This is a genomic window from Heliomicrobium sulfidophilum, assembly GCF_057715735.1.
This window is the reverse complement of the sequence record NZ_JBVTZZ010000005.1, coordinates 590290-601985: the sequence shown is the minus strand read 5'-3', so window position 1 is coordinate 601985 and position 11696 is coordinate 590290. Positions and strand designations below refer to the sequence as shown.

Sequence of the window (11696 nt, the reverse complement as noted above, 5' to 3'; positions counted from 1 at the left end):
GGATTAAAATGGAGTTAACAGAAGTCATGGATGTCAATAGGAGCAAAGACCTGTTTTTGACTGACATGAAACCGCCCGTCATCCCCTTTCGTTGAGGTGAGCAACATGGCCTCATATCGGTATAAGGCCCGTGATAAGCAGGGGGCAGTGCGGGAAGGTGTGATGCAGGAGGAATCAGAAAAAACGGTCGCCATGGCCTTGCGGGAACAGGGATTGTTTGTCATCGAGGTGAGGCCTGAAAGAGGCGTTCCATCAAAAGGACAGTTGTCAGCTTCTGGTTCTGTTGGAGTATCCTTTGCCTTCTTCCGAAAAAAAGTGCCTGCCAAAGATCTAGCTGTCTTTTGCCGCCAGTTATCGACACTGGTCAATGCCGGTGTGGCCATCCACAGCGCCCTGTCGATCCTCATCCAGCAGTCCCAGAACGCCGCCTTGCGCCAAGCTTTGATCGACGTGGCTGGAGACCTGCAACGTGGCTTTACCCTTTCCCAGGCGGTCGGGCGGCATCCCAAGGTTTTTCCCGAGGTATTCGTCCACATGATCGAAGCGGGTGAATTGGGTGGCGTTCTTGAAGAGGTGTTGCAGCGCCTGGCTGGTCACTTTGAAAAAGACAATGAGACAAGAAACAAAGTCAAGTCGGCCTTAACCTACCCAGCTGTTGTTTTGCTGATCGGCATTGCCGCCGTCGCCTTTTTGCTGGGATTTGTGATTCCCCGTTTTGCTGGTGTGCTCGGGGAACTGGGCGCTGAACTGCCTGCCCTGACCAAGCTGATGCTCGAACTGGCCGAACTGGTAAAAGCCTATTGGTGGACGTCTTTTATTGCCGCCTTTTTGGGCTATTATGGTCTCCGCGAATTGCTGAAGACGCCAGAGATCCGCTTGCTTGTCGATACCTATGTGCTCAAGGTTCCTGTCTTCGGTGATATGCTGCTCAAGGTGTCTGTATCCCGCTTCAGCCGCACCTTAGGTACCTTGATTCGCAGCGGCGTTCCCATGCTGCAGGCATTGGAGGTCGTCGAGAAAACAGCCGGCAATATGGCCGTATCCAAGGGGGTGATGGGTACCCGAGAGAGTATTCGCAAGGGCCTCGGACTGGCAGAACCGCTGCAAAAGGCGGGCATCTTTCCGCCGATGGTCGTGCAGATGGTGGCTGTCGGCGAAGAGACGGGAGCACTGGATACCATGCTGGAGAAACTCTCCGACTACTATGAGATGGAAGTTAATGGGATTGTTGCACGGCTTTCTACCATCATCGAGCCGATTATGCTCGTCTTTTTGGGCGGCATGGTGGCTTTGATGGTCTTGGCCATGCTCTTGCCGATCTTTGATGTCATCGGCAGCGTCGGCGGAAGGTAACCGGAACTTGATAATGACTGAAGGGGGTTTTCGCATTGCTTACGTATTTTCAGAAAAAATTCAAGAAAATGAAAGAACAGAAGGGCTTTTCCCTGATCGAACTGATGATCGTCGTGGCCATCATCGGCATCCTGTTTGCCGTCCTGGTGCCCCGTCTGGGGAGTTCGGCCGACAAGGCGAAGATCGCCGGTGTCAAGAGCGACATGCGCTCCTTTGAGACGGCGGTTCGGCAGTATCATATTGAAAAGAGTGAGATTCCGACAGCTGATCAGTTGGCAACGGGAACGGTGAAATATCTTGATGCTGCTCCTACAGCTGTAGAAGATCCTTGGAAAAAGGAATATCAATATAAGCTTGTCAATAGCAATAAGACTATATTAATTTATTCTGAAGGAATAAATAAAACAGATGATACTGGAAGCGGTACCGATATTGCAAACAGTAGTGGTAAAGATGATATGGGTATTAAAATTGACTTCTCTTCCGGTTCTCCTGTGGTTACTACTGTTGGATTGGATTAATGCATCGAATATGTTTTTTGCCCTATCTTTAGGCTTATTGATCGGCTCTTTCCTAAACGTCTGCATTTACCGCATCCCGCGTCAGATGTCTGTCGTCTACAAACGCTCCCACTGTGTGTCCTGCGGGCGGCCCTTGTCGCCCGCAGAACTGATCCCCCTGATCAGCTTTTTGCTCCAGCAGGGGCGATGCCGTGGATGTGGGAAAGGGATCTCCCTTCAGTACCCCCTCGTCGAAGGATGTACCGCCTTGACCTTTGCGGCTCTCGCCGCCCTTTACGGCGGCCTAACCGCTGCCTGGGCGGCAGCGGCCCTTATGGCCGCTTTTCTTATCGTCATCGCCGTTATCGACCTGCAGCACAAGATCATTCCCAACAGGGTGCTTGGTGCTGCCCTTGTCGCCATCGCCCTCGGTCAGGCCGGGAAGATCTGGGCTGGCCAGGGCGGCAGTCTCACCCTGTTGCTGGATAGTTTGGCCGGCGGTACCTTCGGCGCAGCCCTCTTATTCGCTGTCTTCTGGTTTAGCAAGGGTGGCCTCGGCCTGGGCGATGTGAAGTTCGCCTTTGTCTTCGGCCTCCTCCTCGGCTGGCCCGGCGCCCTTTGGGCATTGACTTTGTCGGCCATCGCCGGCAGCCTCGTCGGCATTGCTGGCATGGCGACAGGCCGATGGAACCGTAAAAGCGAGATCCCTTTTGGCCCCTTTTTGGCAGTCGGGTACTTTACAGTTTATCTCTTGCTGGACAACGATGCTGCTTTCCTATGGCTTCCCTTTCTGAATTAAGAAGATTTGCCCCGCCTCGCCCTATCGCGAGGCGGTTGGTGCAGATAGAGTGTATGTTCAAAAACACCGCTAAGGAGCGTCGCTTTTGTGCAGTCTGTCAATTTGCTCCCCCTTGAGTTGCGTCCGAAAAAACTGGACAAGCGCGCCCTCTTCATCCGCAGCGGCGTTGCCGCCGGGTTGTTGGCCTGTGTGGCGGGGTATGGCTTATTCCTTGGCAAGATCTATCTGTCCCAGCAGGAAGGCGAAGGCATCGCAGTGGAAATGGCGGACCTGCAACCGGAGTTGCAACGGGTCGACGCTGTGGAAAAAGAGATCCGAGAGATCCGGCACAAGGCGGAGATCCTGGACAAGGTGCGCATCGCCCGTGTGCCCTGGTCTAAGGTCTTCAGCGATGTTGCGATGATAACCCCCGACGGGCTATGGCTGGCCACCGTGACATTGAATGAAAACAACGCCGACAAGACGACCCTCCAGATCGAAGGGGAGACGACCGCCTTCGAACAGGTCGGCGTGTTTATCTTGAAGCTTCGCCAGCTTCCCTATTTTTCAAAAGTGGAGTTGGTCGACGCCCGGGACAAGTCCATCAATCTGAAGTGGGTGACCCGCTTCAAGGTTGAGGCACAACTGGCCCCGATGCCGCAGGAACTGATGCCGTCGAATCAAAATGCAGGCAAAGCTGCGGCCAAAACAAGCGGCGCCGCCCAAGGGGGTGAGCGGCGATGAAGCTGCCACAGTTCCCTAAGTTGTCTTTTTCCTTTCGCCGGTTTCCCCGCATTCCCGCCTTCTTTTCCCTTTCTTTGCCTGCCTGGCTGCGCCTGGAGACGGGAGGTGACAACTGGTGGATGGCGCGGACGAAGCGGGAACGGATGCTCCTGTCGATCTTCGGCGCCGCCGTCGCTGGCGCCAGTTTATACATCCTCGTGTTGGAGGGGCAGCTGGATCAGTTCTCTACGCTGTCAGCCGAACTTCCCGTATCGAGGCAGCAGTTGGAATCGGCAAAAAGACGTATTCAGAACAGACAAGGCCTGGAACGGGAACTGGAAGCCAGCCGTAACAAATACCGCGATGTCATCAGCGCCTATCCCTCTGAACTGTCAAGCGGATCGATGGCAGTGCTGATCGGGGAAGCGGCAAACGCATCGAAGGTGACCATCAAGTACTTCGTCCCCCAGCCTAAGCGGGATCTCCCTGACAGCAATGGAAAGCTGATTTCGGAGATTCCTGTAGATATCGTCGTCGAAGGAACCTTTGACGCCCTCGTCGACTTCTCATCGAAGTTGGAGACACTGCGCGGCGGCGCCCTGGTTCGCAATTTCGCCGTCACCTGGGAGACCCATGACAAGGATAACAAGGAAAACAAAGGCAAAGGCAATGACGGGAAGAAAGAATCGGCCAACGTCCTCCTTGAACTGATCGATATCGTCATCACCACCTTTTCCAAGTCGCCCAACGGCGATGTGGCGGTGCAGCAAAAAAGTGTAAACAACATGTTGACGCGGCTGCCGCGCGCTGAGTACCAACGGGACAGCAAGGAAAAGCCGTCGACGACGATGAATGCGGCCTATACGATCTGCTTCTTTGAAGTGGGAACCGGTGGAAGCCCGGATATGGTGGATCTGAGCCAGTACCGGGTCGGCCGGCCCAATCCCTTTGAGCCCCATGTCTGGGATCGTGCCAATCCTTGGCTGCGCGAGGTCGGTGAACTGCCGCCGTCCATCACAGAGCCGCCCGTCCTCTACCCAGGAGGTACGCCAGGAAATTCGAGCCTCCCCGGCGGATCGGCGTCTCCGGCTTTGCCCGCCATACCGGCGCTCCCCAGCCCCCCCTATCTGCAGGATCTGTTGCCAAAGCAATCCCCATCGAAGGGAGGCGCGGCGCCAACCATCCCGCCGAAAGCGGGGGACAGCGCCAGCACCTGACGTTCCGCCGATTTCACTGAATAGAGCAGGTGAGTACGATGTTCGGACCATCCACGACCTTAGGCGTCGAAATTGCCGGCACGGCAGTGCGTATCGTCGAAGTGGCTTGGCGAAAAAAAAGCTTTGCGATCACTGGCGCAGTGATACAACCCTTTTCGCCGCCTGCAGGAGAGCCGACTTCAGACGCCTATTTTCAGGCGCTGGAACCTGCCATTGAAAAGTGCCTGAGTGGCCTGCAAAAAAAAGTGAAGCGGGCCGTACTGACCTTTCCGTCACGCAATCTGATCTCTCGCCAGATCCGCATGCCCCATATGCCGGAAGAGGAACTGCGGGCATCCCTCCGCTGGGAATTAGAAAAATACGTGCCCCTCTCCGCTGATGATTACGTCTACGACTACCTGCATCAGGGCGTTATCGAAGTAGAGGGCGACCGGATGAGCCAACTGTTGCTGGTGGCCCTGCCCAAGGAGGAGGTTGTCCGGCACTTTGACTGTTTGAAAAAGGCCGGACTGATGGTCGCCGCCGTCGAAACGTCCTCCTTTGCCCTTAACCGGCTCCTCAACGTGGTGCGCGAAAATGATCTCCGGACGTACGGATGCCTCGATATCGGCTTTGACCGCTCCACGCTGACCGTGTTCCGGGAGGGCAAGGTGCAGTTTATCCGGTCGATTCAGATGGGAGCGGCTCGACTGGAGGAGAACCTGATCCAGACCTTCCCTGTCGAGACAGCGCGGTTGCGGCAGATGATGGCTGAGGCGGCTGTGACGGGCGATTCTTCTCCGTCCGCCGACTCTTCCGTATCCCCCGATTCATACACGACAGCCGAAGAGGGACTCATGTTCGAGGGGCAGGCTGCGCAGATGCAGTTTCTCCTGCAGTCCTTCTTCTCAGACCTGATCGTGGAAGTCCGCCGCTCCCTCGATTTTTACAACTTTCAGTACCGCGACAACAGCTTCTCCCATCTCGTCCTCTGCGGCGATCTCTGCCGGCTCAAAGGGATCGACGCCTACTTTACGCAGGAGTTTACGCTGCCTGTCGCTGTGATCGACATGCAGACGAGCTTAGTGGCCCAGATCAGTCCGGATTGTATTGAGCGCATGACCGCTGATATGGCTGTCGTGACCGGACTGGCATTGCGTAGTCCGAACGAAGAATAAACCCGATTGAGAACGAATCTGCTCGAACCCCGCTGAATGTGGCGGGGTTTTCCTGTTTTTAAAAAAGTTTATCTTACAGGAATTAAAAAAATAGGTAGAAATACTAAGAATGGAGTTTGGAAATGGTAAAAACAGGGACAATTCGGGTAGGGAGGAATAGAATGTGACGATTTATTCCAAAATGCAGCCGAGTGATGCCGAGACCTGGCAAGCGACAGCAGAGACGGACCAGAAAGGGCCAATGAAAGAGGTAATTTTTTCATCGAAAAAGGCCAATATGGCTTCGTCTGACAAGGACGGTTACAACTGGGGCGCTGATTCGCGTTCCGTTGTCGAAATGGTAGAAGATATGATTGTTCGGGCAGCCCAGGAACGGGCCACAGACATCCATATCGATGCACTGGAAACACAGAGCGTCGTCCGCATTCGCGTCGATGGGCTGCTCCGGGATGAGTGGCAGTTGCCAAAAAACCTGCACGCACAGGTCATCTCCCGGATCAAGGTGCTGGCCGGCATGGATATTGCCCGACGGCGCGCGGCCCAGGACGGACGCGTTCAAATCACCTTGCCCGACAAGCAGATTGACCTGCGTGTCTCTACACTGCCGACCCTCTTCGGTGAAAAATGCGCACTTCGGCTGCTCGATAAGAAGCAGACGCCCTTGAACCTTGACGAGTTGGGTTTTCTGCCGGAGGCGCTGGAGGCCTTCCGAGAGCTGACACGCAACACCTACGGCATGATTTTGGTGACAGGACCGACCGGCGCAGGAAAGACGACAACCCTTTACGCGTCGGTGAACGCCGTCAAAAGTCCCGAAAAAAACATCATTACGATCGAAGATCCCGTCGAGTACATTCTGAGCGGCATCAACCAGGTGCAGGTCAATCCGAAGGCGGGTATCGATTTCACGGAGGGGCTAAGGGCGATCCTGCGTCATGACCCTGATGTGATCCTGATCGGCGAGATCCGGGATAAAGAGACGGCCAATATTGCCGTCCAAGCGGCGACGACAGGGCATCTTGTTTTTTCTACGTTACATACCGGTGACGCCGCCGGAGCGGCTGGCAGGCTGATCGATATGGGGGTAGAACCCTTTCTCGTCGCTTCAGCAGTTTCCGGCATTGTCGCCCAACGGCTCGTCCGGCGGATCTGCCGATCCTGCAAGACGAGTTATCATCCGCCCCGTTCCTCGCCGGAACGGATACTCCTGGAAACGTCGGGGATACATGCCGACATCTTGTACAAAGGATCTGGCTGTAGCCGGTGCAACCAGACGGGTTTTGACGGGCGTCTGGCCATCCATGAGGTGATGGTTATGCGTTCAAGCCTGCGCGAGTTGATCATGGCAAAGGCCGGCGCCGAGGCGATCCGGGCAAAAGCTATCGAGGACGGCATGGTTGGGCTTGTTGCCGATGGGATGAGAAAGGCGATCCTGGGGGAGACGACGGTGCAGGAGGTCATGCGGGTAGCCTTCCGGATGGATGGATAGCCATGCCCATCTTCGCTTATAAAGTCCGGGATCGCAGCGGCAAAAGGGAGGAGGGTTTTCTCCAAGCACCGACGGAAAAGGCGGCGGCCCAAAGCCTGCAGCGACTGGACCGTTTTGTTATCGACCTCAGGCCCAAAGACTGGCGATGGCGACTGAGGGACTTTTTGGCGAGAAGGCCTGGCGATTGGCTGCGGCTGTGGCCTGTCAAAGGGCGCGACTTGTCACGCTTCTGTCGGCAACTGGCCGCATTAATGGATGCGGGCATTCCCTTATGCACTGCCTTGTCCATGGTAGCCAAGCGATTGACGCCGCCGCCGTTGAAAGGAGCGGTCCAACAGATCGGCCTGGCTGTGGCGCAGGGACAGCCGCTGATCAGCGCCCTGGAGCAGCAGCGCCATGTCTTCCCGGAACTGTTTATCCGCCTTGTTGAAACGGGAGAGACGGGCGGGGTCTTGGACCAGATCCTCCACCGGATGGCGGATCACTATGAAAAGGAAGCGGCAATGTCGCGAAAAATCCGCATGGCCTTGCTGTACCCTGTCCTGGTTCTCGTGACAGCCGGTGGGGCGACGCTTTTTTTTCTCTTCTTTGTCATCCCCGCCTATGCGGATTTGCTGAGCAGTTTGGGGATGGGAATGCCGGGGAGCACCCGCTTTGTCTTAGCGTTGGCAAGTTTTTTCAGAGACTATGGCCCATGGATGGTATTCCTGACCCCGGCAGGACTGGTTGCGCTCCGGAGGGTATTGGCGAGAGAGCGCATTCGTATCGCGCTGGAAAAGGCGCTATTTCAACTCCCTGTGGCCGGCGGCTTTGTCCACCGTGCCGCTATCGCCAGGATCAGCCGGAATCTGAGCGTCTTGACGGGGAACGGCGTTCCCATCTTGCAGTCGCTGATGATCGTGGAAAAAGTGGCGCTCTACCGTAGCCTGGCGGGCGCGGTGCGGGGAGTGCGCCATGGTGTTGGGAAGGGCCATTCCCTGCACCGGATGATGGAACAATCGGATCTGTTTCCGCCTGAGTTTGTTCATCTCGTCTTTATCGGAGAGGAAAGCGGCGCCCTCGATGTGCTTCTAGAGAAAACGGCGGATTACTTCGAAGCCGAAGTGGATGATGCGGTGGCGCGGCTGCTGATTCTGCTGGAACCGGCGTTGCTGTTTTTAATGGCTGGCGTTGTCGGGTTTTTGGCCCTTTCGCTGCTCATGCCCCTTTTCGAGGCTATCAATGGGCCACCGTAAAGGCAGAGTAGGATAAGGCGAGAAGGCGATGGGTACCCCTAAAGCCCATCGGTCCTCTAAAGCCCATCGGTCCACTAAAGACATAGGTTTCATAAGGCAGTTAGGCTCCATTCAGGAGAGAGGTCACAGGAAGTCGCTGAACAGAAGAGCGCATTTGCTGATTGCTGGTGTGGATGAAGGGAGGGAATCAGATGTCACAGGGAGAGCGTCACTTTGGCCGGGAACGGGAGATGTGCATGCCCCAGGATTATTGCCAGCGCGAGGGAGTCTCCAGGTTCCAGAGACTTCGCCAGAGTTGGCATGAAGAACAGGGCTTTACGTTGCTGGAAGTGATGCTCGTGATAACGCTCATTGGCTTGATGACCTTTTTATTTGCGCCGAGGTTGTCAGCTACGCCCGAGAAAGCGAAGGCAGCAGCGGTTCTCAATGATTTGCGGACTGTTGAGATGGCAGTTCGCCATTACTTCATCGACCAGGGAAAACTCCCGGCGGCCGACGAATTGCAGTATGCCAATCTGCTCGATAAAGACCTATCAGCCGTGACTCCGGCAAGTCCAAATGTCTGGAAGGATCCCTGGGGAACAGGCTATCTCTATGAACCGAAAAACTTCTGGGCAGCGCCGACGACGGCGCGAATGGCCTCCTACGGACCGGACCGCCTCCCTGGAGGGGATGATTTGTCGATTACCTTTGCGATTGTCAATGGAAAACTGAGTGTTACACTGTCCGGATTTTAGACGGCGAAGGGGGATTGCCGGCGTTGGCATCGATAAACCTGTTGCCGGTCCCGTTGCGGGCGAAAGGTCAGGAATTGCTCCGGCGCATGGCTGCGGGATTGCTCCTTGGGCTCTTTGTGGGCGCTGTCGTTTACGCAGGGGCCGAAAAGTGGATAAGCAACTTGATGGCGCAAGCGGAAGCCGTTGAAACGGAGACTGAACGCATGCAGGCGAACCTGGCCGTTCAACGAGCGACAGAACAGCGAACTGGGCTTAATGTTAAGGAAGCGGCTTTTTTGAACGCTTTGGTGCTGGAGAAACTGCGCTGGTCAGAGTGCTTGAACAGCCTGGAGAAGGCTTCGCTGGAGGGGCAACTGCGTGTAACGTCTCTCCTGATGGAAAGTGGAACGTCCGGTGAAGCCATGATTGTAGAGGGTGAGAGCAACCAACTGCGCGCAGTTGGCGATTTCATCAATAAGTTGAAGCGGATGGCCGGGTTTTCTGAAGTAATCCTTTTAGAAGGTGTATACGAACAGGGAGGAGAGATTCGATTCCGTCTCTTGTGTCGATTGCCGGGCGCCTTACCCCTCCAAGACCTGGAGCGTCTTTCCGACAACGGTGAGTCTGGGAAAGGAGGACCGTTCAATGGGCGGGCTCCTTGAATGGTTTGAAGGCAGAAGCCGCCGCGAGCGTATCCTGTTGCAGATGACGGCGCTGGCGGCTTTTGTCGCACTGGCGTACAGTTTGTTTTTTGAGTCCCTATGGCGGCAATATCAGGTGAACGCGGAACGCCTGAAGGCTGCCCAGGCGATGGCAGAACAGTTTCGCTTGGTTGAGACAGAAGGGGCTCCCCGAAAAGACCGAGCGGATTCTATCAATGGCGAGCTACTTCAGGCGCTTTCGACCGATTCTGATGGCGCCAGGCAGGTGATGGCGATAACGGAAACCGCCGAGGCGACGGGGGTGCTGATTCGGCGGATCAGCGGCGACGGCTTTGTCGCTGATTCCCAGCGGGGGACGAGCCGGTTGCGCAAGCGCGGAATCACAGTTCTTCTGGAAGGAGATTATCGGGTCTTGAGCAACTTTTTGCGCGACTTGCAGGGGAGGGAGGCAGGCATTTATGTGCAGGCCTTTGCCTGGCTTTCTCCCGAGGAAATCGGGCAGAATGATCCTCTGGCACGTGATCGGGAGGGGCTGTTGAGTAAAGGGCATTGGACGGAGATGGCGACGCTGCTGCAGAAATTGAAAGAGGAAGAAGCAGAGGCAGCGACAGGGGGAAAGGCAGGGGTCAGCCAAGGAGCGGTTGCTGCCGGCACACCACAAGAGACTGTTCGATCAGACGGAATCCAACCGGATAGCCGCCCGCCAGATGGTTCAGATAGCATAAGGGCAGATGATGCTGGAACAGATAGGGCGCAACAAGGGCAACAAGGCGCAGCAAAGAGGGCGCTGACGGGATTACGGTTAGTTTTTTTCTCGATCGACAATGAAAAGAAGCTTGCTGCCAAGAAAGGGTCGCCTGGAAATACAGCGGGAGATGAGACAAAAAGATAAGGAACGGTGGTCATGAGCAATCGACGGATAATGAAAAAAGAACAGGGGAGTATTTTGGTCGAGGTGCTGATTGCCCTGCTCTTGCTGGGTCTTACAGCTGTGCCCCTTTACGGTGTCATGGCAGTGGCGGAACGGCTGGAGCGCCGGAGTGAACGGTTTGCTCAGATGCTGACGCTGGCCCAGCAGGTGTTGGAATCGAAACGGTTACAGATCAAGATGGATCCGGCCCATGCCGACAGTCGTTTTCCTGAGGGGATTGTCATGCCGGAAGGGTTTCGCTGTGACCTCTTCGTCCGGGATGCGACAGAGCCAGCGGGACTGCCTTTGAAGGAGGTGACTGTGGTTGTATGGGATCAGACGATTATCGCACAGGAAGGGGAAGGCGACGGGACGGGGATGCCGTCGGCATCGATTGCTGGGGCAAAGTGTGTGTTGGCAATGCTGGTGGCGCCGAAATGAGGTGGGGAGACGGGGAAAAGGGGGGCGGGCTGCTTTTTCTTTTTTTTATCATTGCAGCGCTGGCGATGATGGCCGCCACGGTCACGGCGATGGGCACCTATGCTTGGTCCTCTGTCCGGACACAAGCAAGGGTGGAACAGGTGCTTTACCGTGCCGAGTCAGGCATCGAAGCGGCCCTCGTCGCAACGGGGGAGTGGCTGCGCAACCGCCCAGATCCTGAAAGTCAGCCTGAGTCGGCCATCCTGGTCAATCACCTCGCCGCCAGGCTCCCGGCTTTTTCACTTAACGAAGGCAGGGTCACTTTAACCTACCGGGCTGTGCCGGGCCAACCGAATGCTTTCGATGTCATTGCGGTTGCGGAAGGGGACGGGGGTCGTTTTGTCATGATGGCTCGCGTGGCAATTGTGAAAGCGGCGGAGGGCCATTGGCAGATTTCTCAGGTGGAAAGGGCCTCCCTGTTGAGTGGCCCGCGTGTTCCCTGAGCGGACGGGGGACTTGCTGGGAGGGTGGGATGA

General features: G+C 56.0%; 13 protein-coding genes. All 13 read left to right on the top strand.

Annotated features, from left to right (window positions below; translation table 11 throughout):
* Nucleotides 1–105 precede the first annotated feature (105 nt).
* Nucleotides 106–1353 carry a type II secretion system F family protein gene (locus tag AC0CW1_RS08585; protein ID WP_488182653.1) on the top strand — a complete coding sequence of 416 codons (1248 nt, stop codon included), beginning with the start codon at nt 106–108 and terminating at the stop codon, nt 1351–1353.
* Nucleotides 1354–1388: 35 nt separating this feature from the next.
* Nucleotides 1389–1874, top strand: coding sequence for a type II secretion system protein (locus AC0CW1_RS08580; RefSeq protein ID WP_488182652.1), 486 nt, complete (start codon nt 1389–1391; stop codon nt 1872–1874).
* Complete coding sequence (locus AC0CW1_RS08575; RefSeq protein ID WP_488182650.1) at nt 1861–2652, top strand: prepilin peptidase; 792 nt, start codon at nt 1861–1863, stop codon at nt 2650–2652. The genes AC0CW1_RS08580 and AC0CW1_RS08575 overlap by 14 nt, the downstream gene beginning before the upstream one ends.
* A gap of 87 nt (nt 2653–2739) precedes the next feature.
* Nucleotides 2740–3375, top strand: coding sequence for a PilN domain-containing protein (locus AC0CW1_RS08570; protein ID WP_488182649.1), 636 nt, complete (start codon nt 2740–2742; stop codon nt 3373–3375).
* Nucleotides 3372–4571: a type IV pilus inner membrane component PilO gene (locus AC0CW1_RS08565; protein WP_488182648.1), complete on the top strand. Its 1200-nt coding sequence runs from the start codon at nt 3372–3374 to the stop codon at nt 4569–4571. Before AC0CW1_RS08570 ends, AC0CW1_RS08565 begins: the two co-directional genes overlap by 4 nt.
* 38 nt (nt 4572–4609) lie before the next feature.
* Nucleotides 4610–5728 (top strand): type IV pilus assembly protein PilM, encoded by a 1119-nt coding sequence (gene pilM, locus AC0CW1_RS08560; protein ID WP_488182647.1) that lies wholly within the window; start codon nt 4610–4612, stop codon nt 5726–5728.
* Nucleotides 5729–5891: 163 nt separating this feature from the next.
* Complete coding sequence (locus AC0CW1_RS08555; protein ID WP_488182646.1) at nt 5892–7217, top strand: GspE/PulE family protein; 1326 nt, start codon at nt 5892–5894, stop codon at nt 7215–7217.
* A 2-nt stretch (nt 7218–7219) separates the two neighbouring features.
* Entirely contained in the window at nt 7220–8452 is a 1233-nt protein-coding gene (locus AC0CW1_RS08550; RefSeq protein WP_488182645.1) for a type II secretion system F family protein, read from the top strand.
* A 191-nt stretch (nt 8453–8643) separates the two neighbouring features.
* On the top strand, nt 8644–9189 hold the full coding sequence (locus AC0CW1_RS08545) for a type II secretion system protein GspG (RefSeq protein WP_488182644.1): 546 nt from the start codon (nt 8644–8646) through the stop codon (nt 9187–9189).
* 23 nt (nt 9190–9212) lie between these two features.
* Nucleotides 9213–9830: a PilN domain-containing protein gene (locus tag AC0CW1_RS08540; RefSeq protein ID WP_488182643.1), complete on the top strand. Its 618-nt coding sequence runs from the start codon at nt 9213–9215 to the stop codon at nt 9828–9830.
* Nucleotides 9814–10722 (top strand): type II secretion system protein M, encoded by a 909-nt coding sequence (locus AC0CW1_RS08535; RefSeq protein ID WP_488182642.1) that lies wholly within the window; start codon nt 9814–9816, stop codon nt 10720–10722. The genes AC0CW1_RS08540 and AC0CW1_RS08535 overlap by 17 nt, the downstream gene beginning before the upstream one ends.
* A gap of 12 nt (nt 10723–10734) precedes the next feature.
* A complete protein-coding gene (locus AC0CW1_RS08530; RefSeq protein WP_488182641.1) occupies nt 10735–11181 on the top strand; it encodes a hypothetical protein in 447 nt (148 codons plus the stop codon).
* Nucleotides 11178–11663 carry a hypothetical protein gene (locus tag AC0CW1_RS08525; protein WP_488182640.1) on the top strand — a complete coding sequence of 162 codons (486 nt, stop codon included), beginning with the start codon at nt 11178–11180 and terminating at the stop codon, nt 11661–11663. The genes AC0CW1_RS08530 and AC0CW1_RS08525 overlap by 4 nt, the downstream gene beginning before the upstream one ends.
* Nucleotides 11664–11696: the final 33 nt, after the last annotated feature.